17 protein-coding genes and 1 tRNA gene are annotated in these 22,011 nt (G+C 68.5%); 16 read left to right on the top strand and 2 right to left on the bottom strand.

Annotated elements, in window-relative coordinates:
- The first annotated feature begins 185 nt into the window (after positions 1 to 185).
- On the top strand, positions 186 to 1,133 hold the full coding sequence (locus ACQ5SO_RS19825) for an alpha/beta hydrolase (RefSeq protein ID WP_430943383.1): 948 nt from the start codon (positions 186 to 188) through the stop codon (positions 1,131 to 1,133).
- A 204-nt stretch (positions 1,134 to 1,337) separates the two neighbouring features.
- Positions 1,338 to 1,766 carry an FKBP-type peptidyl-prolyl cis-trans isomerase gene (locus ACQ5SO_RS19820; protein WP_430943382.1) on the top strand — a complete coding sequence of 143 codons (429 nt, stop codon included), beginning with the start codon at positions 1,338 to 1,340 and terminating at the stop codon, positions 1,764 to 1,766.
- 246 nt (positions 1,767 to 2,012) lie between these two features.
- On the opposite strand, the gene ACQ5SO_RS19815 is transcribed toward ACQ5SO_RS19820, so the two are convergent.
- Positions 2,013 to 2,657 (bottom strand): glutathione S-transferase family protein, encoded by a 645-nt coding sequence (locus ACQ5SO_RS19815; RefSeq protein WP_430943381.1) that lies wholly within the window; start codon positions 2,655 to 2,657, stop codon positions 2,013 to 2,015.
- A gap of 329 nt (positions 2,658 to 2,986) precedes the next feature.
- Between ACQ5SO_RS19815 and ACQ5SO_RS19810 the strand changes: the two genes are divergently transcribed.
- The 11 genes from ACQ5SO_RS19810 (at position 2,987) to rpoC (ending at position 17,784) form a co-directional block, all read left to right on the top strand.
- A complete protein-coding gene (locus tag ACQ5SO_RS19810; protein WP_430943380.1) occupies positions 2,987 to 4,279 on the top strand; it encodes an O-acetylhomoserine aminocarboxypropyltransferase/cysteine synthase family protein in 1,293 nt (430 codons plus the stop codon).
- Positions 4,280 to 4,281: 2 nt separating this feature from the next.
- Complete coding sequence (locus ACQ5SO_RS19805; protein ID WP_430943379.1) at positions 4,282 to 5,088, top strand: hypothetical protein; 807 nt, start codon at positions 4,282 to 4,284, stop codon at positions 5,086 to 5,088.
- Between the two features lie 179 nt (positions 5,089 to 5,267).
- Positions 5,268 to 5,343 (top strand) — tRNA-Trp (locus ACQ5SO_RS19800).
- A 134-nt stretch (positions 5,344 to 5,477) separates the two neighbouring features.
- The gene (gene secE / locus ACQ5SO_RS19795) at positions 5,478 to 5,675 is read left to right on the top strand and encodes a preprotein translocase subunit SecE (protein WP_430943378.1); all 198 of its coding nucleotides are present in this window, start codon (positions 5,478 to 5,480) and stop codon (positions 5,673 to 5,675) included.
- A gap of 294 nt (positions 5,676 to 5,969) precedes the next feature.
- Positions 5,970 to 6,503 (top strand): transcription termination/antitermination protein NusG, encoded by a 534-nt coding sequence (gene nusG / locus ACQ5SO_RS19790; protein ID WP_430943377.1) that lies wholly within the window; start codon positions 5,970 to 5,972, stop codon positions 6,501 to 6,503.
- Positions 6,504 to 6,630: 127 nt separating this feature from the next.
- Positions 6,631 to 7,059, top strand: coding sequence for a 50S ribosomal protein L11 (rplK, locus tag ACQ5SO_RS19785; protein WP_430943376.1), 429 nt, complete (start codon positions 6,631 to 6,633; stop codon positions 7,057 to 7,059).
- A 4-nt stretch (positions 7,060 to 7,063) separates the two neighbouring features.
- Positions 7,064 to 7,765 carry a 50S ribosomal protein L1 gene (gene rplA / locus ACQ5SO_RS19780; RefSeq protein WP_430943375.1) on the top strand — a complete coding sequence of 234 codons (702 nt, stop codon included), beginning with the start codon at positions 7,064 to 7,066 and terminating at the stop codon, positions 7,763 to 7,765.
- Between the two features lie 273 nt (positions 7,766 to 8,038).
- Complete coding sequence (gene rplJ, locus ACQ5SO_RS19775) at positions 8,039 to 8,554, top strand: 50S ribosomal protein L10 (protein WP_430943374.1); 516 nt, start codon at positions 8,039 to 8,041, stop codon at positions 8,552 to 8,554.
- A 70-nt stretch (positions 8,555 to 8,624) separates the two neighbouring features.
- The gene (gene rplL / locus ACQ5SO_RS19770) at positions 8,625 to 9,005 is read left to right on the top strand and encodes a 50S ribosomal protein L7/L12 (protein WP_430943373.1); all 381 of its coding nucleotides are present in this window, start codon (positions 8,625 to 8,627) and stop codon (positions 9,003 to 9,005) included.
- 305 nt (positions 9,006 to 9,310) lie between these two features.
- Positions 9,311 to 13,450 (top strand): DNA-directed RNA polymerase subunit beta, encoded by a 4,140-nt coding sequence (rpoB, locus tag ACQ5SO_RS19765; RefSeq protein ID WP_430943372.1) that lies wholly within the window; start codon positions 9,311 to 9,313, stop codon positions 13,448 to 13,450.
- A 92-nt stretch (positions 13,451 to 13,542) separates the two neighbouring features.
- Positions 13,543 to 17,784, top strand: coding sequence for a DNA-directed RNA polymerase subunit beta' (gene rpoC / locus ACQ5SO_RS19760; protein ID WP_430943371.1), 4,242 nt, complete (start codon positions 13,543 to 13,545; stop codon positions 17,782 to 17,784).
- 299 nt (positions 17,785 to 18,083) lie between these two features.
- Here rpoC and ACQ5SO_RS19755 read toward each other — a convergent pair whose 3' ends face one another.
- Positions 18,084 to 18,368: a hypothetical protein gene (locus ACQ5SO_RS19755; RefSeq protein ID WP_430943370.1), complete on the bottom strand. Its 285-nt coding sequence runs from the start codon at positions 18,366 to 18,368 to the stop codon at positions 18,084 to 18,086.
- Positions 18,369 to 18,828: 460 nt separating this feature from the next.
- Between ACQ5SO_RS19755 and rpsL the strand changes: the two genes are divergently transcribed.
- Genes rpsL through fusA form a run of 3 tightly spaced genes read left to right on the top strand, consistent with a single transcriptional unit; the run spans position 18,829 to position 21,854 of the window.
- A complete protein-coding gene (gene rpsL, locus ACQ5SO_RS19750) occupies positions 18,829 to 19,200 on the top strand; it encodes a 30S ribosomal protein S12 (RefSeq protein ID WP_430943369.1) in 372 nt (123 codons plus the stop codon).
- Between the two features lie 12 nt (positions 19,201 to 19,212).
- Entirely contained in the window at positions 19,213 to 19,683 is a 471-nt protein-coding gene (rpsG, locus tag ACQ5SO_RS19745) for a 30S ribosomal protein S7 (RefSeq protein ID WP_430943368.1), read from the top strand.
- 29 nt (positions 19,684 to 19,712) lie between these two features.
- Positions 19,713 to 21,854: an elongation factor G gene (fusA, locus tag ACQ5SO_RS19740; RefSeq protein ID WP_430943367.1), complete on the top strand. Its 2,142-nt coding sequence runs from the start codon at positions 19,713 to 19,715 to the stop codon at positions 21,852 to 21,854.
- The last annotated feature ends 157 nt before the right edge of the window (positions 21,855 to 22,011 follow it).

The raw sequence follows: 22,011 nt of genomic DNA, 5'->3' as shown, positions 1-22,011 counted from the left end.
CACCCCCCCCCCCCCCCCCCCCCCCCCCCCCCCCCCCCCCCCCCCCCCCCCCCCCCCCCCCCCCCCCCCCCCCCCCCCCATCCCGCGCCGCTTTCCCTTGCCTTGGCGCCCGAAGCCGCGCCACCCTGCGCGGGAAAAGGCCGCCGCGAAGGCCGAATGACAAAAGCCGACAGGAAACGCCGCCCATGCTCACCCTCGACCCCGCCCTGTTCCGCCCCGAGGCGATCTCGGAGGAAACCGCCGCCTTCAACGCGAAGTTCGAGGCGACGCTCGCCGAGCTGCCCGCCACGCACGAGATCCCGCCCGAGGTCACCCGCGCCGCGCGCGACGCGGGCAAGGGCATCTTCCCGGCGCATGGCCCCATCGACGGCTCCGAGTGGCGCGACATCCCCGGGGGCCGCGTGCGCATCACCCCGCCGCCGGGGGACAAGGCGACGGGCGTCTACATCCATATCCATGGCGGGGGCTGGACCGTCGGCCGCCCCTCCTACCACGACGCGCTGAACCAGGAGCTGGCGCAGGCGGCGGGCTGCGCCGTGGTCTCGCTCGAATACCGCCTCGCGCCCGAGAACCCCTGGCCCGCGGGGCCGGACGACTGCCTCAATGGCGCGCTCTGGGCGCTGGACCACGCGGGGGCGGAGTTCGGGACCGACCGCTTCGCCATCGGCGGCGAGAGCGCGGGCGGCCACCTGAGCGCCGTCACCCTGCTGCGCCTGCGCGAGGCGGGGCGGGTGCACCAGGTCCGCGGCGCCATGCTGATGTACGGCGCCTTCGACCTGCGGCTGACCGCCAAGCTGCGGAACTGGGGCGAGCGCAAGCTGGTCCTCAACACCCCCGCGGTGGAATGGTTCACCGCGAACCTCACCCCCGACGCCGCGGTGCGCGACACGCCCGCCGCCTCGCCGATCCTCGCCGACCTCTCGGGCATGCCCCCGGCGCTGTTCCAGGTCGGCACCATGGACCCGCTGATGGACGACACGCTGCAGATGGCGGCGCGCTGGGCGGGGGCGGGGCTGGACGCGCGGCTCAACGTCTGGCCGGGCGGCATCCACGCCTTCGACGTGTTCGACATCGACATCGCCCGCAAGGCCCGCGCGGCGACGGCGGCGTTCCTGCGCGAGGTCTTCGCGTAAGGCCGGGGCGGGGCGAAACGGGGCGGAACGCGCCCGCGGGGCCGTCCCGCGGGCGCGAAAACCGTGGAAAACGGCCCGAAAATCTTGGCCGCGGCGGTTTACAACCGGGCGCCGAACCTCCAGCCTAAAGGGGAGCGGCCGAGCAACCCGCGCGCAGCGCGGCCTCGGAACATTCACGACCACCCCCCCCGAAAGGAACGCTGCATGACCCAGGCCAAGCCGGGCGACACTCTGCATCTTCACTACAAGGGCACGCTGGACGACGGCAGCGTGTTCGACAGCTCCGAGGGGCGCGACCCGCTCTCCTTCCAGCTCGGCGCCGGGCAGATCATCCCCGGTCTCGAGGCCGGTCTCGAGGGCATCGCGGTGGGCGAGAGCCGCACCGTGCGCGTCGAGCCCGCCGAGGCTTACGGCGAGCATGACCCGGCCCGCGTGCAGGCCGTGCCGCGCGCCGACGTGCCCGACCACATCCCCACCGATCTCGGGACGCAGCTGCAGGTGCAGACCCCGGACGGGCAGGCGGTGAACGTGGTGATCTCCGAGGTGACCGAGGACGCGATCACCCTCGACGCCAACCACCCGCTGGCCGGCAAGGCCCTGACCTTCGAGGTCGAGCTGGTGGCGATCGCCTGATCGCGCTCGCCCGCCGGGACGCTCCCGGCGCGGCCACGCACGGAAAAAGGCCCCGGCGGCGTGGACGCGCCGCCGGGGCCTTTCGCGTTTCTGCGCGGGGGGGCGCGCCCGCCCGCGCCGCGGCCGGGGCGGCGCGCCCCCCGCCGAAGGACGGCCCGGCCGCAGGCCGGCGCCGCCCGGAGGCTTCGCGGGACGCCTGGAACCCGGGCGCGGCCCGCGGGGCGCGAAACGCCCGGGACGGCCCCGTCAGTCCTGCGCCTTCAGCTCCTCGAACGGCACCATGACATGCTCGGCGAAGGCCGGGCGGGCGCAGAGGCGCTTGTAATAGGCGTCGAGGTTGGGCGTGTCCGTGGGCCGCTCCACCGGCATCTCGTACCAGCGATAGAGCATGTGCCCCATCATGATGTCGGCCCAGGTGAAGGTCTCCCCCGCCAGCCACGGCCCGTCGCCGATCCGGGCGTCCGCCAGCCGCGCCTCGGCGCTCGCGGCGGCCACGAGGCGCGCGACCTCGGCCGGGTCCTGCTGCGACGGCTTCACCCGGTAGGTGTAGACGAACACCCCGTTGATGATCGCGAAGGCGAGCGAGGTCTTGGCCCATTCCGCCCATTGGTCGAGATCGGCCCGCGCCGCCGGGGAATGCGGCCAGAAATGCTCGTCGCCATAAGCGGCGGCCAGGTAGCGCACCATGGCCGGGCTCTCGAACAGCGTCAGCTCTCCGTCCCGCAGCGCCGGAACCTTCCCGTGCGGCGCCATCGCCCGGTAGGCCGGGTCGTCATTGCCGCCGAACTTGCCGCCCCAGTCGATCCGCTCGACCGCGAGCCCGATTTCCGCCGCCGTCCACATGACGGCCTGGAGGTTGGCCGAGGTGTCCCGGCCCCAGATGGTGATCATCGCGCGCTCCCGAATTGTCCCTGCCGCCGCCCGCGCGGGCGGGGCGTCCTTGCGCCCGCGTGCCGGGGCGGGCGGCCCGGGCCCCGCGCGCCGCGCGACCGGCGGCGGCCGGGGCCGGGCGCGATCATGCCCCCTCGGCGCCCGCGCGTCAGCCCCCCCGGCGGGGGAGGCGGCGCGGGCGCCTTTCGTTCATCATTCGGCGCTTCCCTAGCGCGCCCCATCCGCTACTCTCGCCGCCGCGAGGCGCCCGGAGCGGCGCCTGCCGATTCAACCCCGCCGCGAGAGGCGGGCCCGGCGCGCACCGGCGCCGGAACGAGAGGGAGACATCCATGAGCGACGCCGCCAAGAGCTTCGGGTTCGACACGCTTCAGGTCCATGCCGGCGCCCGGCCGGATCCGGCCACCGGGGCGCGGCAGACGCCGATCTACCAGAACACCGCCTACGTGTTCCGCGACGCCGAACATGCCGCCGCGCTGTTCAACCTGCAGGAAGTGGGCTTCATCTACTCGCGCCTGACCAACCCGACCGTGTCGGTTCTGCAGGAGCGGATCGCGGCCCTTGAAGGGGGCGTCGGCTGCACCTGCACCTCCTCGGGCCATGCCGCGCAGATCATGGCGCTGTTCCCGCTGATGTCGCCCGGCGACAACGTGGTGGTCTCCACCCGCCTCTACGGCGGCTCGATCACCCAGTTCAGCCAGACCTTCAAGCGCTTCGGCTGGGAAGCCAAGTTCGTGGACTTCGAGGAGGCCGGGCAGGTCTCCCGCGCCGTGACCAAGCGCACCAAGGCGATCTTCTGCGAGTCGATCTCGAACCCTGGCGGCCATGTCACCGACATCCCCAGGATCGCCAAGATCGCCGAGAAGAAGGGCGTGCCGCTGATCGTCGACAACACCTCTGCCACCCCCTACCTGTTCCGCCCCGGGGATCACGGGGCCAACATCGTGGTCCACTCGGTCACCAAGTACCTCTCCGGCTCCGGCCAGGCGATGGGCGGCGCGGTGGTGGACATCGGCAATTTCGACTGGTCGGCCTCGGACAAGTTCCCGTCGCTGTCCCAGCCCGAGCCGGCCTATCACGGCCTGAAGTTCCACGAGACCTTCGGCCCGCTGGCCTACACGCTGCACGGCCACGCGGTGGGGCTGCGCGATCTCGGCATGACCATGGCGCCGCAGAACGCGTTCTACGCGCTGCTCGGCCTCGAGACGCTGAGCCTGCGCATGGCCAAGCATTCCGAGAACGCGCTGATCCTCGCCCAGTGGCTCGAGGCCCATGACGCGGTCGAAAGCGTGACCTATGCGGGGCTGAAATCCTCGCCCTATCACCGCCGGGCGAAGAAGCTCTATCCCAAGGGCACGGGCGGGCTGTTCACGATCCGCCTCAAGGGCGGCTACGACGCCTGCGTGAAGCTGGTGGAGGAGCTGGAGATCTTCTCCCACGTCGCGAACCTTGGCGACACCCGCTCGCTGATCATCCACTCGGCCTCGACCACCCATCGCCAGCTGACCGAGGAGCAGCAGGAGGCGGCGGGCGCGGGCCCGTCGGTGGTGCGCCTGTCGATCGGCATCGAGGACCCGGCGGACCTGATCGCCGATCTCGACCAGGCGCTGTCCGGGGCCGCCTGAGCATGGCCGCGCGCCGGCTGAAACGGGGGGGCGCGGCCGCGGCCGCGCTCCTGCTCCTGCTTCTGGGCGGGGGCGGTGTCCCGGCCTGGGCCGCGCCCGAAACCGCGCCCGCGCCGCCGTCGCGCGCCGCGGCGCTGTCGGACGGGCCGATCCCCGCGCCGCGGCCGGGGCAGGGCGCCGCGGCGCAGGCCGGACCCGCGGCTGAAGCCGAAACCGACGCCGAAACCGACGCCGCGGCCGTGGACCTGACCGCGGCCGTCTCCGCCGCCCTGGCGCGGGTGGACGAGGCCGCCGCGGGGCAGGGCGCGCCCGCCGATGCCGCGCCCGCCGCCGCCACCGCGGCCGCCGATGCCGCCGCGCCGTTGCCCGCCGCGCGCCCGGCGCGGGCCGCGCCCGCGCCGCGCGGCGTCGCCGACCCCTCGGCGCCGATCCCCCTCGCCCGCCCGGCGCGTGCGCCAGCGCGGGCGACCGAGCGCGCCGCCGCCCGCGCCGCCGCCATCGCCCATGCGGACGAGGCCGCGCGCGCCGAGGAGGAGCATGACGAGATCCCCGCCCCCGCCCATGCCGTCGCCCCCGGCGAGGTGGTCGGCGGCACCCGCACCGGCTTCCCGGCGCAGGGAATCGCCCTGGTCGGGATCTTCGGCCAGGCCGGGGACTGGCGCGCGCTGATGCGCCTGCCCTCGGGCGCCGTCGACTACGTCCATGTCGGCGCCGTGTTCGACGGCTGGCGGGTGGACACGATCTCGGCCAACTCGGTGCGCCTGTCCAAGGACGGCCGCCCGCGCGTCTTCGTGGCCCCGGGGGGCTGAAAACCGCCCGAAACGGGCGGATCGGGGCCGGTCTCGCGCGGTTTCGCACCCCGCCGCGCCGCGCCCCGGCGTCGCTCCGGCCGCGCCCCGGCCGCGCCCGCGCACGGGCGGTGAAATCAGGCGCGAGAGGCGCTTGACCAACCCCCGCAACCCCCGTAGAAGGAGCGCCGCGCCACCGCAGGGGTGTAGCTCAGTTGGTAGAGCAACGGTCTCCAAAACCGTAGGTCGTGGGTTCGAGTCCCTCCGCCCCTGCCACGCGCGGCCCGGTCCTTGAAGGACCTTGCCGCCGGGCCCATATCGGGCCGTAACCGCGTTCGCGAGCAGACCAGGCCCCGGACAGGGCGCGCCCCGTGCGCCGGTCCCGCGGGCGGTGAAAGGCCAGGATCCCCATGAGCAAGATGAACCCCGCCAAGTTCATCCAGGAAACCCGCGCCGAGGCCGCCAAGGTCGTGTGGCCGACGCGGCGCGAGACCATCGTGACCACGATCATGGTGTTCGTGATGGCGACGGTGGCCGCGATCTTCTTCTTCATCGTCGACCAGGTCATCGGCCTCGGGGTCAACGGCATCCTCAGCATCGCCGGCTGACGCGGCGACGCGGGCCGAGAGACCCCCGCCCCCGGGCGCCCCGGCCTTGACTCGGGGCCGTGCGGGGACTATCGGCCAGTAACTCACGCCCCTCAGCGCGCCGAGGCGATTCGTCGTCGGCGCGCGATTGTTTTTCCCCGAACGCTGCGACACGAGGCGCGCGACGGGGCGAGACGGGGCGCGGGGCCGGGCCGCCGGGTTCGGAGACGACGACACGGGCAGGCCCCCGCCGAAGGGGGCGAACGGAACAAACGCCGCCGAAGACAATGCGGCGAGAGGGATGAGCGGTCGAGCATGGCGAAGCGCTGGTACACTGTGAACGTTCTGTCCAACTTCGAGAAGAAGGTGGCCGAGGCGATCAAGGAGGCTGCGCGCCAGAACGGTCTGGAAGACCAGATCGAGGACGTGCTTGTCCCCACCGAGGAAGTGGTCGAGCTGCGCCGCGGCAAGAAGGTGCAGACCGAGCGCCGGTTCATGCCGGGCTACGTCCTCGTGAAGATGGAGATGTCGGACGCCGCCTATCACACCGTGATGGACGTCAACCGCGTCACCGGCTTCCTCGGCCCGATGGGCAAGCCCTCGCCGCTGCGGCAGGGCGAGGTCGACCGGATCATCAACCAGGTCGAGGAAGGCCTGGAGCGCCCGCGCCCCGCGATCTCGTTCGAGATCGGCGAGCAGGTGAAGGTGACCGACGGCCCGTTCGAAAGCTTCGGCGGCACCGTCGAGGAAGTCGACGAAGAGAACGCGCGCCTCAAGGTGACCGTCTCGATCTTCGGCCGGGCCACCCCGGTCGAGCTGGAATACGCCCAGGTCCAGAAGCAGGGCTGAGGGCGGGGCGCCCCAAGGGGCGCCCACCTTGGCGGGAGGGGGAGGCGACGCGTCGCCAAGCCCGCACCGCTGACCGCAAAGGCCCGAGGGCGCGCCCGAAGGCCGGGAAACGCAAGGAGACTTCGCAATGGCGAAGAAAATCATCGGCAGCCTGAAGCTGCAGGTGCCGGCCGGCAAGGCCAACCCGTCGCCGCCCATCGGCCCGGCGCTGGGTCAGCGCGGCATCAACATCATGGGCTTCTGCAAGGAGTTCAACGCCGCGACCCAGGGGATGGAGCCGGGCGCCCCGTGCCCGACCATCATCACCTACTACCAGGACAAGTCGTTCACCTTCGTGGTCAAGACGCCCCCCGCGTCGTTCCTGATCAAGAAGGCCGCGAAGCTGAAGTCCGGCGCGAACAACCCGGGTCGCGAGACCGTGGGTTCGATCACCGTGAAGCAGCTGCGCGAGATCGCCGAAGTGAAGATGCCCGACCTGAACGCCAACGACGTCGAAGCCGCGATGCAGATCGTGCTCGGCTCGGCGCGTTCGATGGGCGTGGAAGTGAAGGGCTGATCGAATGGCGAAACTTGGTAAACGCGTCGCCGCGTCCCGCGCCGCCGTCGAAGGCAAGGCCAACCTCGCGGTTGCCGACGCCATCGCCCTGGTGAAGGCCAACGCGACCGCGAAATTCGACGAGACCGTCGAGATCGCGATGAACCTCGGGGTCGACCCGCGCCACGCCGACCAGATGGTCCGCGGCACCGTGACCCTGCCCGCCGGCACCGGCAAGACCGTCCGCGTCGCCGTGTTCGCGCGCGGCCCGAAGGCGGACGAAGCGACCGCCGCCGGCGCCGACATCGTGGGCGCCGAGGACCTGATGGAGACCATCCAGGGCGGCAAGATCGAGTTCGATCGCTGCATCGCCACCCCGGACATGATGCCCATCGTCGGCCGCCTCGGCAAAATCCTCGGCCCGCGCAACCTGATGCCGAACCCGAAGGTCGGCACGGTGACCATGGACGTCAAGGCGGCTGTGGAAGCGGCCAAGGGCGGCGAAGTGCAGTTCAAGGCCGAGAAGGGCGGCGTGGTCCACGCCGGCCTCGGCAAGGCCTCCTTCGCCGACGGCGACCTGGCGACCAACGTCAAGGCCTTCGTCGACGCCGTGGTGCGCGCGAAGCCGTCGGGCGCCAAGGGCACCTATGTCAAGAAGATCGTCCTGAGCTCCACCATGGGCCCGGGCGTGACCCTCGACGTCGCCGACGCGACTGCGAACGAGTGAGAATTTCCGCCGTGCGCCTTCGGGCGCGCGGCGGGATAAGGGCCGGTTTCCTTCGGGAAGGCGGTCCGGCCTGTCCGAGACGGCGGGAGAGGGCCTTCGGGTCGTCTTAATCCCCCGCCATAGACGGTGAATGAGTGTGCGAAAGGCGGCCTTTGCGGCGGTCTTGGCGGCTCAGGACCCGGACGGGACTGAACCCCTTCCCAGGCGGCTCGCCGCTCGGGAGGGACATGGAGCCGGCAGGGGGCGACCCCTGCCATGTTAACGGAGAGAACCGTGGATAGAGCGCAGAAAGCCGCAGTGGTCGCCGAACTCGACCAGGCGTTTTCCGACTCTGGCGCAGTGATTGTTTGTCACTACGCCGGCCTCACGGTCGCCGAGATGCAGGACCTCCGCCTCCAGATGCGCAATGCTGGGGGCACGGTCCGCGTCGCGAAGAACAGGCTCGCCAAGATCGCCCTGAAGGACAAGGACATCGAAGGGATGTCCAAGTACCTGACCGGGCAGACCGTCCTTGCTTATGCCGAAGATCCCGTGGCCCCGGCCAAGGTGATCGAGGACTTCGCCAAGAAGAACGACAAGCTCGTCGTTCTCGGCGGCGCGATGGGCAAGGACATTCTCGACCGCAACGGCGTTTCGACCCTGTCGAAAATGCCGTCGCGCGAAGAGGTCCTGGCGCAGATCGTCGGGTGCATCATGGCCCCCGGCGCGAACCTGGCTTCGGCGATCACCGCCCCCGCGACCAACATCGCGGGCATCCTCAAGACCATGTCCGAGAAGGAAGAGGCCTGAGGCCTCTTTCCAGCGGCCTTTGCGCCGCCGGACATATCCCTGCACACTCTGAACCGAACGGAACACTACAATGGCCGATCTTAAAGCCCTCGCCGAACAGCTCGTTGGTCTGACCCTGCTGGAAGCCAACGAACTGAAGAACATCCTTAAGGACGAGTACGGCATCGAGCCCGCCGCCGGCGGCGCGGTGATGATGGCCGGCCCGGCCGGCGACGCCGGCGGCGCCGCCGAGGAAGAGAAGACCGAGTTCGACGTCATCCTCGTCGATGCCGGCGCCAAGAAGATCAACGTGATCAAGGAAGTGCGCGCCATCACCGGCCTGGGCCTGAAAGAGGCCAAGGAGCTGGTCGAGGCCGGCGGCAAGGCCGTGAAGGAGCAGGCTCCGAAAGAGGAAGCCGAAGAGATCAAGAAGAAGCTCGAAGAGGCCGGCGCCAAGGTCGAGCTCAAGTGATCTCTTCCGCCGAAGCGGTCGCCTGACCCCAGGCCGGCCGCGGACGCGGACGATCGAAAATCTGGGCTGCACCCGCCGTCGCGGCGGGTGCAGCCTGCGTCGTCTCGGACGCCCCCGACCCTGGAACGCAGGGTCCGACGGCCCGGTCAGGGCAGGGAAAGGGGACGTCCCGGAGGGCGCGCTTGGATCCGGGAAGGCCGCATTGGGACGCGGCCGCGGCATTGGATCCGAACGTTCCGCTTAGGCCCGCGCGGCGGTGGTCCCGGCCGCCCGCGCGGCGCGCGAAGCACGAGGTGAGACCGAGCATGGCTCTGACGCATTCCGGCAGAAAGCGCATCCGCAGGCATTACGGCAAGATTCGCGAAGTCGCGAAGATGCCGAACCTCATCGAGGTTCAGAAATCCTCCTACGACCTGTTCCTCCAGTCCGGCGATCTTCCTGAGCCGACGGACGGCGAGGGCATCCAGGGCGTGTTCCAGTCGGTGTTCCCGATCAAGGATTTCAACGAGACTGCGGTGCTCGAGTTCGTGAACTACGAACTGGAACATCCCAAGTACGACGTTGAGGAATGCCAGCAGCGGGACATGACCTACAGCGCGCCGCTCAAGGTGACGCTGCGGCTGATCGTGTTCGAGGTGGACGAGGACACCGGCGCGAAGTCCGTCAAGGACATCAAGGAGCAGGACGTGTACATGGGCGACATGCCGCTCATGACCCAGCACGGCACGTTCATCGTGAACGGGACCGAGCGCGTCATCGTCTCCCAGATGCACCGCTCGCCGGGCGTGTTCTTCGACCATGACAAGGGCAAGACCCACTCCTCGGGCAAGCTCCTGTTCGCCTCGCGCGTCATCCCCTATCGCGGCTCCTGGCTCGACTTCGAATTCGACGCCAAGGACATCGTCTTCGCGCGCATCGACCGGCGCCGCAAGCTGCCCGTGACCACCCTGCTCTACGCCCTCGGGCTGGACCAGGACCAGATCATGGCGCAGTTCTATGACACGGTCGCGTACAAGAAGCAGAAAGACGGCTGGGCGATCCCGTTCAACGGCGATCGGCTGAAGGCGACCAAGCCCGACCATGACCTGATCAACGCCGACACCGGCGAGGTCCTGTTCGAGGCCGGCAAGAAGATCACGCCGCGCAAGATCAACCTGCTGACCCAGGACAGCGCCGTGGAGCGCCTGCTCGAGCCGTTCGAGCGGATCTACGGCCGCTTCGCCGCGCGCGACATGATCAACGTCAAGACCGGCGCGATCTATGTCGAGGCGGGCGACGAGCTGACCGAAGAGAACGTGCAGCAGCTGCTGGACGCCGGCTTCGACGAAATCCCCACGCTCGACATCGACAACATCGTCATCGGGCCGTGGATGCGCAACACCATGGCGCTCGACAAGAACATGAACCGGGAGCAGGCGCTCCTGGACATCTACCGCGTGATGCGTCCGGGCGAGCCCCCGACCGTCGAGGCGGCGGAGACCATGTTCGAGGGCCTGTTCTTCGATTCCGAGCGCTACGACCTTTCCGCGGTCGGCCGCGTGAAGATGAACATGCGCCTGCAGCTGGACGCGGACCCGTCCCAGCGCACCCTGCGCCGCGAAGACATCATCGCGGTCGTGAAGGCGCTGGTGGAGCTGCGCGACGGCCGCGGCGAGGTGGACGACATCGACCACCTCGGCAACCGGCGCGTGCGCTCGGTCGGCGAGCTGATGGAGAACCAGTACCGCGTCGGCCTGCTGCGGATGGAGCGTGCGATCAAGGAGCGGATGTCGTCGGTCGAGATCGACAACGTCATGCCGCAGGACCTGATCAACGCGAAGCCCGCCGCGGCGGCGGTGCGTGAATTCTTCGGCTCCTCGCAGCTGTCGCAGTTCATGGACCAGACCAACCCGCTGTCGGAAGTCACCCACAAGCGCCGCCTCTCGGCGCTTGGCCCGGGCGGCCTGACCCGTGAGCGCGCCGGCTTCGAGGTCCGCGACGTCCACCCGACCCATTACGGCCGCATGTGCCCGATCGAGACGCCGGAAGGGCCGAACATCGGCCTGATCAACTCGCTCGCCTCCTTCGCGCGCGTGAACCGGTATGGCTTCATCGAGACGCCCTACCGGCGCGTCGTCGACGGCAAGGTGACCGACGAGGTCAACTACATGTCGGCGACCGAGGAGATGCGGCACACGGTGGCGCAGGCCAACGCGCAGCTGACCGAGGACGGCCAGCTGGCCAACGACCTCGTGTCCTCGCGCAAGGCCGGCGACTTCCAGCTCTCGCCGCGTGAAGCCATCGACTACATCGACGTGTCGCCCAAGCAGCTCGTCTCCGTGGCCGCCTCGCTGATCCCGTTCCTCGAGAACGACGACGCGAACCGCGCGCTCATGGGCTCGAACATGCAGCGGCAGGCCGTGCCCCTCGTGAAGGCCGACGCGCCCTTCGTCGGGACCGGCATCGAGCAGGTCGTGGCCCGCGATTCCGGCGCGGCGATCACCGCCCGCCGCGGCGGCGTGATCGACCAGGTCGACGCGGTGCGCATCGTCATCCGCGTGACGGACGAGATGGAGCCGGGCGATCCGGGCGTGGACATCTACCGCCTGCGCAAGTTCCAGCGTTCGAACCAGAACACCTGCATCAACCAGCGTCCGCTGGTGAAGGTGGGCGACCGGGTCAATGCCGGCGACGTCGTCGCCGACGGCCCGTCGACGGATCTCGGCGAGCTGGCGCTCGGCAAGAACGTGCTCGTCGCGTTCATGCCGTGGAACGGCTACAACTACGAGGACTCCATCCTCATCTCCGAGCGCGTGGCGAAGGACGACATCTTCACCTCGATCCACATCGAGGAATACGAGGTGATGGCCCGCGACACCAAGCTCGGGCCGGAGGAGATCACGCGCGACATCCCGAACGTCGGCGAGGAAGCCCTGCGCAACCTCGACGAGGCGGGCATCGTCTATATCGGCGCCGACGTGGGCCCGGGCGACATCCTCGTGGGCAAGATCACGCCCAAGGGCGAGTCCCCCATGACCCCGGAGGAGAAGCTGCTTCGCGCCATCTTCGGCGAGAAGGCCTCGGACGTGCGCGACACCTCGCTGCGCATGCCCCCGGGCGATTTCGGCACCATCGTCGAGGTCCGCGTCTTCAACCGCCACGGCGTGGAGAAGGACGAGCGCGCGCTTCAGATCGAGCGTGAAGAGGTCGAGCGCCTGTCCCGCGACCGCGAGGACGAGCTGGCGATCCTGGAGCGCAACATCTACGCGCGCCTCGAAGAGCTGATCATGGGCAAGACCGTGGTGAAGGGGCCGAAGGGCGTGCGCTCGGGGACCGTCGTCACCGAGGACGTGCTCGGCCAGCTGTCCCGCGGCCAGTGGTGGCAGCTCGCCCTCGAGGACGAGGAGGCCGCCCAGACCGTCGAGGCGCTGAACAAGCAGTTCGACGCCCAGAAGAAGGTGCTCAACACCCGCTTCGAGGACAAGGTGGAGAAGGTGCGCCGCGGCGACGACCTTCCCCCGGGCGTGATGAAGATGGTCAAGGTCTTCGTCGCGGTGAAGCGCAAGCTGCAGCCGGGCGACAAGATGGCCGGCCGTCACGGCAACAAGGGCGTCGTGTCCCGCGTCGTTCCCGAGGAGGACATGCCCTTCCTCGAGGACGGCACGGCCGTCGACCTCGTGCTCAACCCGCTCGGCGTGCCGTCGCGCATGAACGTGGGCCAGATCCTCGAGACGCACATGGGCTGGGCCGCGCGCGGCCTGGGCCAGAGCGTGTCCGAGGCGATCAAGACCTACAAGCGCGAGGGCGACCTCGGGGTGGTCAAGGACGCGATGCGCAAGGCGTATTCGGACGAGGTCTTCGAGGCGGCCACCGCCGACATGACCGAGGACGAGCTTCTTGAAGCGGCCGAGAACGTCCAGCGCGGCGTCCCGATCGCCACGCCGGTCTTCGACGGCGCCAAGGAGGCGGACGTGAACGACGCGCTGATGCGCGCGGGCTTCGACGTCTCCGGCCAGTCGGTGGTGTTCGACGGCCGCACGGGCGAGCAGTTCGCCCGCAAGGTCACCGTCGGCGTCAAGTACCTGCTCAAGCTGCACCACCTGGTGGACGACAAGATCCACGCCCGCTCCACGGGCCCGTACTCGCTCGTCACCCAGCAGCCGCTGGGCGGCAAGGCGCAGTTCGGCGGCCAGCGCTTCGGCGAGATGGAGGTCTGGGCGCTGGAAGCCTACGGCGCCGCCTACACCCTGCAGGAAATGCTGACGGTGAAGTCGGATGACGTCGCGGGCCGCACCAAGGTCTACGAGTCGATCGTCAAGGGCGAGGACAACTTCGAGGCCGGCGTGCCGGAATCCTTCAACGTGCTCGTGAAGGAAATCCGGTCGCTGGGCCTCAACATGGAGCTCCTCGACAGCGGCGCCGACGACGAAGAGGACGGCGCTGCGGAAGACGCGGCCGAAGCCTGACCCGCCCCCCCGAGGCGCGCGCCCCCACTCCCCCGAGGGCGCGCGCGAGGGGGCGGACGACATTCCGGGGGCCCTGACACGGAGCCATCGCGATGAACCACGACATCAGCAACGTCTTCAACCCGGTCCAGGCGCCGAAGACCTTCGACGAGATCAAGATCACGCTCGCCTCGCCCGAGCGGATCCTGTCCTGGTCGTTCGGTGAGATCAAAAAGCCGGAAACCATCAACTACCGCACGTTCAAGCCGGAACGTGACGGTCTGTTCTGCGCGCGCATCTTCGGTCCGATCAAGGACTACGAGTGCCTGTGCGGCAAGTACAAGCGCATGAAGTATCGCGGGGTCACCTGCGAGAAATGCGGCGTCGAAGTCACGCTCCAGAAGGTGCGGCGCGAGCGGATGGGCCATATCGAGCTCGCCGCCCCGGTCGCCCATATCTGGTTCCTGAAATCGCTGCCCTCCCGCATCGGCCTGATGCTGGACATGACCCTGCGCGACCTCGAGCGGATCCTGTACTTCGAACAGTACGTCGTGATCGAGCCGGGCCTGACGGACATGAAGCACGGCCAGCTGCTGACCGAGGAAGAGTACCTCGACAAGCAGGACGAGCATGGCGAGGACGCCTTCCGCGCCGGCATCGGCGCCGAGGCGATCCGCGAGATGCTGGCCGCGCTCGACCTCGAGCAGGAGGCCGAGACCCTGCGCGAGGAGCTGGCCGAAGCGACCGGCGAGCTCAAGCCCAAGAAGATCATCAAGCGCCTGAAGATCGTCGAGAACTTCATCGAGTCGGGCAACCGGCCCGAGTGGATGATCCTGACCGTCGTCCCGGTGATCCCGCCCGAGCTGCGCCCGCTGGTGCCGCTCGACGGCGGCCGCTTCGCGACCTCGGATCTGAACGATCTGTACCGCCGCGTGATCAACCGCAACAACCGCCTGAAGCGGCTGATCGAGCTGCGCGCCCCGGACATCATCATCCGGAACGAAAAGCGCATGCTGCAGGAGTCGGTGGACGCGCTGTTCGACAACGGCCGCCGCGGCCGCGTGATCACCGGCGCCAACAAGCGCCCGCTGAAATCGCTTTCCGACATGCTCAAGGGCAAGCAGGGCCGGTTCCGCCAGAACCTGCTCGGCAAGCGCGTCGACTTCTCGGGCCGCTCGGTCATCGTGACCGGGCCGGAGCTGAAGCTGCACCAGTGCGGCCTGCCGAAGAAGATGGCGCTGGAGCTGTTCAAGCCCTTCATCTACTCGCGCCTCGACGCGAAGGGCCTGTCCTCCACCGTCAAGCAGGCGAAGAAGCTCGTTGAAAAAGAGCGTCCCGAGGTCTGGGACATCCTCGACGAGGTGATCCGCGAGCACCCGGTGCTGCTCAACCGCGCGCCGACGCTCCACCGCCTCGGCATCCAGGCGTTCGAGCCGGTGCTGATCGAGGGCAAGGCGATCCAGCTGCACCCGCTGGTCTGCTCGGCCTTCAACGCGGATTTCGACGGCGACCAGATGGCCGTGCACGTCCCGCTGTCGCTTGAAGCGCAGCTGGAAGCGCGCGTCCTGATGATGTCGACGAACAACGTGCTGTCGCCGGCGAACGGCAAGCCGATCATCGTCCCCTCGCAGGACATGATCCTCGGCCTCTACTACATCACCACCGAGCGCAAGGGCCTGCCCGGCGAGGGCATGACCTTCGCGTCGATGGAGGAGATCGATCACGCCCTGCACACGGGCGTCGTGCACATGCACTCCAAGATCATCGCCCGCATCGAGGAAGTGAACGCCGAGGGCGAGCTGGTTCAGAAGCGGTACGAGACCACCCCGGGCCGCGTGCGCCTCGGGGCCCTGCTGCCGAAGAACCCGAACACCCCGTTCGAGATCGTGAACCGCCTTCTGCGCAAGAAGGAGGTCGGCGAAGTCATCGACCTCGTCTACCGCCACTGCGGCCAGAAGGAATCGGTGATCTTCTGCGACCGGATCATGTCCCTGGGCTTCCAGGAGGCGTGCAAGGCCGGCATCTCGTTCGGCAAGGACGACATGCAGATCCCCGACAGCAAGTGGCCGATCGTCAACGAGACGCGCGAGCTGGCGAAGGAGTTCGAACAGCAGTACCTCGACGGCCTGATCACCCAGGGCGAGAAGTACAACAAGGTCGTCGACGCCTGGGCCAAGTGCACCGACAAGGTCGCCGGCGAGATGATGGCGCACATTTCCGCGGTCCGCGTCGAAGACGGCGTCGAGCAGGAAATGAACTCGGTCTACATGATGTCCCACTCGGGCGCGCGCGGCTCGCCCACGCAGATGCGCCAGCTGGCCGCCATGCGCGGCCTGATGGCCAAGCCGTCGGGTGAGATCATCGAGACGCCGATCGTGTCGAACTTCAAGGAAGGCCTGACCGTTCTTGAATACTTCAACTCGACCCACGGCGCCCGCAAGGGCCTGGCGGACACCGCGCTCAAGACCGCGAACTCGGGCTACCTGACCCGCCGTCTCGTGGACGTGGCGCAGGACTGCATCATCCGCCAGGACGATTGCGGCACCGAGGCCGGCATCACCATCACCCCGGTGGTGGACGGCGGCGTCGTGATCGCGTCGATCTCCGAGCGCGGCCTCGGCCGGTTCACCCACGAGGACGTCATCGACCCGGCCTCGGGCGAGGTGATCGTGGCGCAGGGCGAGATGATCGAGGAGAAGCACTGCGACGCCATCGAGGCGGCCCAGGTGCAGTCGATCCGCATCCGCAGCCCGCTGACCTGCGAGCTTGAGGACGGCGTCTGCGCCAAGTGCTACGGGCGCGACCTTGCGCGCGGCACCCCGGTGAACCCGGGCGAGTCCGTGGGCATCATCGCGGCGCAGTCGATCGGCGAGCCGGGCACCCAGCTGACCATGCGCACCTTCCACATCGGCGGCGCCGCGAACGTCACCGACAACTCCTTCGTGGAGGCCTCGCAGGAGGGTGAGCTGGAGATCCGCAACCGCAACCTGATCGAGACCCATGACGGCGACGTCATCGTCATGGGCCGCAACGTCACGCTGGCCATCATGGACAAGCGCGGCGAGGTTCCGGTGGAGCGGGCGACGCACAAGCTGGCCTACGGCTCGCGCCTCCTGATCAAGGAAGGCGACAAGGTCGAGCGCGGGCAGAAGCTGGCCGAGTGGGATCCGTACACCCTGCCGATCATCGCCGAGAAGGCGGGCAAGGTGCGCTTCGTGGACCTGGCCCTCGGGCTTTCGGTCCGCGAGGACACGGATGACGCGACCGGCATTTCGCAGCGCATCGTCACCGACTGGCGTTCGGCGCCCAAGGGCAATGATCTCAAACCCGAGATCATCATCATGGATCCGAACACCGGCGAGCCGATGCGGCTCGAGAACGGCAACCCCGCGCATTATCCGATGTCGGTGGACGCCATTCTCTCGGTCGAGGACGGCCAGGACATCCTCGTGGGCGACGTGCTTGCGCGTATCCCGCGCGAGGGCGCGAAGACCAAGGACATCACCGGCGGTCTGCCGCGTGTGGCCGAGCTCTTCGAGGCGCGTCGTCCCAAGGACCACGCGATCATCGCCGAGATCGACGGCATCGTGAAGTTCGGGCGCGACTACAAGAACAAGCGCCGGATCACCATCGAGCCGCAGGATGACGGGCTGGAGCCGGTCGAGTACCTGGTGCCGAAGGGCAAGCACATCGCGGTGCAGGAAGGCGACTTCATCCAGAAGGGCGAGTACCTCCTGGACGGCAACCCGGCGCCCCATGACATCCTTCGGATCATGGGCGTCGAGGCGCTGGCCGACTTCCTCGTCAACGAGGTTCAGGACGTCTATCGACTGCAGGGCGTGAAGATCAACGACAAGCACATCGAGGTGATCGTTCGCCAGATGCTGCAGAAGGTCGAGATCCTCGACGGCGGCGACACCACGCTGCTGAAGGGCGAACAGGTCGACAAGATCGAGTTCGACGAGGCCAACGCCAAGCTGATCGAGCGCGAGAAGAAGGACGGCCGCGAGCTGCGGCGGGCCACGGCGGAGCCGGTGCTGCTGGGCATCACCAAGGCGTCGCTGCAGACCCGCTCCTTCATCTCGGCCGCCTCCTTCCAGGAGACGACGCGCGTGCTGACCGAGGCGTCCACCCAGGGCAAGCGCGACAAGCTCGTCGGCCTGAAGGAGAACGTCATCGTCGGCCGCCTGATCCCCGCCGGCACCGGCGGCGCGACCCAGGCGATCAAGCGCGTGGCTTCCGACCGCGACGCGCGGATCATCGCGCAGCGCCAGGCCGAGGCGGAGGCCGCCGCGGCCGAGGCCGAGGCGATGGCCGCCGCCGCGGTGATCGAGGCCGATCCCTCGGCCGAGTGATCGCCCGAGAGATCGCCCGGGTGATCGCCCGAGGGTGACGACATGAGAGGGGCCCGGCCGGAAACGGCCGGGCCCTTTTCCTTTGCCGCGTACGCCTCCCTGCCTCCCCGTCTCCCCGTCTCCCCGGCTTTCCCGCGCGGGGAGGGATGGGGCCGGCCCCGGGACGGATGCGGGCCCGCGCAGGGGGAGGAGAGGGCCGCCGGCAGGGCAGGGACGGCGCCGGCCGCGCTGCCCGGTCCGCGACGCGCCTCGGGCCCGCCAGGACCGCGCGTCCGGCCGCCCGTGGGGGGGGGCGCGCCTCAGCCTTCCACCACGCCGACGGCGATGACGCGCGGGCCGTCGGTGAGCGCGAACTGCGCGCCCTGGCCGGGCGGGGGCGCGTCGTCGAGGCAGCGCAGAATCGCCAGCCATCCGAATCCCCCGGCCCCGGCGGGCGAGAGCGCCAGCAAGGAGACGGTCCGCACCGGGCCGCCGCAGGGCAGGGGGCGCAGCCCCGGCCGCATCCCCGGGCGTGGCGGCCCGTCCCATCCGCCCGCCTCCGGCGGAAGCCAGTGAATCGCCGCCCGCAGGCCGGTCTTGCGCATCAGGCTCTCCGAAACCGCGCGAATCCATCCGCCCCGGGCCCGAAACCGGGGACGCGGCGACATTCACACTTCCCACCGACCAATGAACTTTGCGTTCTTTTCGGGTTCATATACCCTGCCGCGGACGGCCGTTCGGTTTCCCCATGGCGCGTATCTGCCATTTCCGGGCCGTCCCGGGCGTCGACCGCCGCCGCCGATACGGCGCGGCGGTTGACACCCACCAGCCCCATGCGTAGTTTCCGCCAACCGCAACGCAGCGAGTCGTTTTCTCGCTGTGCGCGTTCGGCCCCATCGCGGGTCGGTCTAGCCTTGATTGGCGAACGCAAGATCCGGGTCTCGGCCCTGATCCTCTGCAAAAAAGTCCGCAGGCAGGTTCCATTCCTCGCCTTGCGGCTATTCGTGTTGCGCGCCCTTCGTGGCTGCGCGGCGACTGGGAATGTGTTGAGAGGGTATCCGCCCGATGCCGACGATCCAGCAGCTGATCCGGAAGCCCCGGCAGCCTAAAGTGAAACGCCAGAAGTCCATGCACCTGCAGGCCTGCCCGCAGAAGCGCGGCGTCTGCACCCGTGTGTACACCACCACGCCGAAGAAGCCGAACTCGGCGCTTCGTAAAGTGGCCAAGGTGCGCCTGACCAACGGGTTCGAGGTGATCTCCTATATCCCCGGTGAGGGGCACAACCTGCAGGAGCACTCCGTGGTGCTCATCCGTGGCGGCCGCGTGAAGGATCTTCCCGGCGTGCGCTACCACATCCTGCGCGGCGTGCTCGACACCCAGGGCGTTAAGGATCGTCGCCAGCGGCGCTCCAAATACGGCGCCAAGCGGCCCAAGTAAGAGGTATTACAGATGTCTCGTCGTCACCGCGCCGAAAAACGCGAAGTCCTGCCCGACGCCAAGTTCGGCGACCGCGTTCTGACCAAGTTCATGAACAACCTGATGTACGACGGCAAGAAGTCCGCCGCCGAGAAGATCATCTACGGCGCGATGGATCGCGTCGAGGGCAAGCTCAAGCGCTCGCCCATCGAGGTCTTCCACGAGGCGCTGGACAACATCAAGCCGTCGGTCGAGGTCCGCTCCCGCCGTGTCGGCGGCGCGACCTACCAGGTCCCCGTCGAGGTTCGCCCGGAGCGCCGTGAGGCCCTGGCGATCCGGTGGCTGATCAACGCCACCCGCGCGCGCAACGAAAACACGATGGAAGAGCGTCTCGCCAACGAGCTGCTCGACGCCGTGAACGGCCGCGGCACCGCGGTCAAGAAACGCGAAGACACCCACAAGATGGCCGACGCCAACAAGGCGTTCAGCCACTACCGCTGGTAACAGCAAGCCACCGCAAGGGAACCGAGACGATGGCCCGCGAATATCCGCTCACCCGTTATCGCAACTTCGGCATCATGGCGCACATCGATGCCGGCAAGACGACCACGACCGAGCGCATCCTCTACTACACCGGCAAGTCCCACAAGATCGGCGAAGTCCATGACGGCGCCGCGACGATGGACTGGATGGAGCAGGAGCAGGAGCGCGGCATCACCATCACCTCGGCCGCGACCACGACCTTCTGGTTCCGCACCGACGACGGCGAGACCCCGTCGGGCGAGTGGGGCGACACCGTCGACGAAGCGAAGTTCCGCTTCAACATCATCGACACCCCCGGTCACGTCGACTTCACCATCGAAGTCGAGCGTTCCCTTGCGGTGCTTGACGGCGCCGTCTGCGTTCTCGACGCCAACGCCGGCGTCGAGCCCCAGACCGAGACCGTCTGGCGCCAGGCCGACCGCTACGAAGTCCCCCGCATCGTGTTCGTCAACAAGATGGACAAGATCGGCGCCGACTTCTTCAACTGCGTGAAGATGATCAAGGACCGCACCGGCGCCCAGCCGCTTCCGGTGATGTTCCCGATCGGCGCGGAGACGGAGCTCGAGGGCCACGTGGACCTCATCTCCATGAAGGAGTGGGTCTGGGAAGGCGAAGATCTCGGCGCCTCCTGGGTCATCAAGGACATCCGCGAAGAGCTGCAGGACCGCGCTGAAGAAATGCGCGCCGAGCTCATCGAGCTCGCCGTCGAGCAGGACGACGACGCGATGGAGGCGTATCTCGAGGGCAACGAGCCCGACGAGGCGACCCTGCGCGCGCTGATCCGCAAGGGCACCCTGTCCATGGCCTTCGTGCCGGTGCTGTCGGGCTCCGCGTTCAAGAACAAGGGCGTGCAGCCGATGCTGAACGCCGTCATCGACTACCTGCCGGGTCCGCTCGACGTGAAACCCTACATGGGCTTCTCGCCGGACGACGAGACCGAAGAGCGCAACATCGAGCGCAAGGCGGACGATGAAGAGCCGTTCTGCGGCCTGGCCTTCAAGATCATGAACGACCCGTTCGTCGGCTCGCTCACCTTCACCCGCATCTACTCGGGCCTGATCAAGAAGGGCGGCACCATCCTCAACTCGACCAAGGGCAAGAAAGAGCGCGTCGGTCGTATGATGATGATGCACTCGAACGACCGCGAGGAGATCGAGTGGGCGGCGACCGGCGACATCATCGCTCTGGCCGGCCTCAAGGACACCACCACGGGCGACACCCTCTGCGATCCGCAGAAGCCGGTCGTGATGGAGACCATGACCTTCCCCGACCCGGTCATCGAGATCGCGGTCGAGCCGAAGTCGAAGGCCGACCAGGAGAAGATGTCCAACGCGCTGGCCCGCCTGGCCGCCGAGGACCCGTCCTTCCGCGTCGAGACCGACCTCGAGTCCGGTCAGACCATCATGAAGGGCATGGGCGAGCTTCACCTCGACATCCTCGTCGACCGCATGAAGCGCGAGTTCAAGGTCGAGGCGAACATCGGCGCGCCGCAGGTGGCGTACCGTGAGACCATCTCCCGCGAGGCGGAGATCGACTACACGCACAAGAAGCAGACCGGCGGCACCGGTCAGTTCGCGCGCGTGAAGCTGGTCATCACCCCGACCGAGCCGGGCGAAGGCTACTCGTTCGAGAGCAAGATCGTCGGCGGCGCGGTGCCCAAGGAGTACATCCCGGGCGTCGAGAAGGGCATCCAGTCGGTCATGGACTCCGGTCCGCTCGCCGGCTTCCCGGTGATCGACTTCAAGGTGGCCCTGATCGACGGCGCCTTCCACGACGTCGACTCCTCGGTCCTCGCCTTCGAGATCGCCACCCGCGCCGCGATGCGCGAGGGCCTCAAGAAAGCGGGCGCCAAGATGCTCGAGCCCATGATGAAGGTCGAGGTCCTCACCCCCGAGGAATACACCGGCGGCATCATCGGCGACCTCACCTCCCGTCGCGGGCAGGTGTCGGGCCAGGAGCAGCGCGGCAACGCCATCGCCATCCAGGCCTTCGTGCCGCTGGCGAACATGTTCGGCTACATCAACACCCTGCGCTCCATGTCCTCGGGCCGCGCGCAGTTCACGATGCAGTTCGACCATTACGACGGCGTGCCGCAGAACATCTCCGAGGAGATCCAGGCGAAATACGCCTGATCTCTCTGACCTGAAACATGCCGGGCGGGGGGCTTTCATCGGAAAGCCCCCCGTACCCCCTGAAAGATAACGGAGGCCGAGATGGCTAAAGGTAAGTTCGAGCGCACGAAACCGCACGTGAACATCGGCACGATCGGTCACGTGGACCACGGGAAGA

Origin of the sequence: Rhodovulum sp. DZ06 (genome assembly GCF_050586345.1) — a bacterium.
Lineage (GTDB): Bacteria > Pseudomonadota > Alphaproteobacteria > Rhodobacterales > Rhodobacteraceae > JBOCEF01.
This window is presented reverse-complemented; position numbering and strand designations above follow the sequence as displayed.

Bases quoted from the DNA above. Each gene is read 5' to 3' on its own strand.
- ACQ5SO_RS19815 (WP_430943381.1), bottom strand. From the start codon at position 2,657: ATGATCACCATCTGGGGCCGGGACACCTCGGCCAACCTCCAGGCCGTC.
- ACQ5SO_RS19755 (WP_430943370.1), bottom strand. From the start codon at position 18,368: ATGCGCAAGACCGGCCTGCGGGCGGCGATTCACTGGCTTCCGCCGGAG.
- ACQ5SO_RS19825 (WP_430943383.1), top strand. From the start codon at position 186: ATGCTCACCCTCGACCCCGCCCTGTTCCGCCCCGAGGCGATCTCGGAG.
- rplK (WP_430943376.1), top strand. From the start codon at position 6,631: ATGGCGAAGAAAATCATCGGCAGCCTGAAGCTGCAGGTGCCGGCCGGC.
- fusA (WP_430943367.1), top strand. From the start codon at position 19,713: ATGGCCCGCGAATATCCGCTCACCCGTTATCGCAACTTCGGCATCATG.
- rpsL (WP_430943369.1), top strand. From the start codon at position 18,829: ATGCCGACGATCCAGCAGCTGATCCGGAAGCCCCGGCAGCCTAAAGTG.
- nusG (WP_430943377.1), top strand. From the start codon at position 5,970: ATGGCGAAGCGCTGGTACACTGTGAACGTTCTGTCCAACTTCGAGAAG.
- ACQ5SO_RS19805 (WP_430943379.1), top strand. From the start codon at position 4,282: ATGGCCGCGCGCCGGCTGAAACGGGGGGGCGCGGCCGCGGCCGCGCTC.
- secE (WP_430943378.1), top strand. From the start codon at position 5,478: ATGAGCAAGATGAACCCCGCCAAGTTCATCCAGGAAACCCGCGCCGAG.
- ACQ5SO_RS19820 (WP_430943382.1), top strand. From the start codon at position 1,338: ATGACCCAGGCCAAGCCGGGCGACACTCTGCATCTTCACTACAAGGGC.
- rpsG (WP_430943368.1), top strand. From the start codon at position 19,213: ATGTCTCGTCGTCACCGCGCCGAAAAACGCGAAGTCCTGCCCGACGCC.
- rplL (WP_430943373.1), top strand. From the start codon at position 8,625: ATGGCCGATCTTAAAGCCCTCGCCGAACAGCTCGTTGGTCTGACCCTG.
- rplA (WP_430943375.1), top strand. From the start codon at position 7,064: ATGGCGAAACTTGGTAAACGCGTCGCCGCGTCCCGCGCCGCCGTCGAA.
- ACQ5SO_RS19810 (WP_430943380.1), top strand. From the start codon at position 2,987: ATGAGCGACGCCGCCAAGAGCTTCGGGTTCGACACGCTTCAGGTCCAT.
- rpoB (WP_430943372.1), top strand. From the start codon at position 9,311: ATGGCTCTGACGCATTCCGGCAGAAAGCGCATCCGCAGGCATTACGGC.
- rpoC (WP_430943371.1), top strand. From the start codon at position 13,543: ATGAACCACGACATCAGCAACGTCTTCAACCCGGTCCAGGCGCCGAAG.